The organism is Oleiphilus sp. HI0086, from assembly GCF_001635225.1.
Genome location: NZ_LWFZ01000166.1, coordinates 1 through 684 on the forward strand (window position 1 = coordinate 1; position 684 = coordinate 684).

General features: G+C 41.8%; 1 protein-coding gene. It reads right to left on the reverse strand.

The features are described 5' to 3' along the window. Positions 1 to 149: 149 nt before the first annotated feature. Positions 150 to 684, reverse strand: a 535-nt coding sequence (locus tag A3756_RS02245) for a hypothetical protein (RefSeq protein ID WP_231875455.1), incomplete at its 5' end; no start/stop codon positions are given.

Below are 684 nucleotides of genomic sequence, written 5' to 3' on the forward strand. Positions count from 1 at the left end.
ATGTATCGTTTCCTATAGATGTACAGCTTTATATTTATTCGAGCAGCAAGACTAGCTACCCATCACAATCAGGCGGACAGTTTAACAGCTAGTTAATCTAATTTTTGCGATCTACCGCATGTCATCGAGAATCCGAATACCTGTAAAGACTATCTCACCCCGGGATTTGCACTAGAAGAAGACAATTTACCCAAGCTCGCCTCCAAATCAATGACTCTTTTTATAAGCTGGCGGCGACTTTCATCTATCGACAGCAAGCTTTCCTGGTTTTCTAATTGAACTTTGGCGCTATCACTCATACGAGCCTGTAGCGCAGCAATACGTTTTTCAAACTCTTGAGTACTCGAATCGAAAGTGCTCAATTTTTCATTAAACTGCGTCAAAAACTCTTCTCGTTCAGCTCGAGTAATTGACAACTCCCCTGACAACGAAGCTATACGACCATCTAATACTGACATCCCTTTATCAGAGTCCGCTTTCAATGCTGATAATGAAACCTCATGAGTAGCTAAAGATTTTTGACTCTCGGCAAGCTTTTTCGTTAGCGCTTCTATTTTCTTTTCATGACCTTGAATAGTTTTACGATTCCTATCATAAGACACACCCCACAGCTTTCGAACCTCCGACTCCAGAAAAGCCATTTTCTTCTCTGCAGATGTGCCGGTTTGCATTAGTTCAGCACCC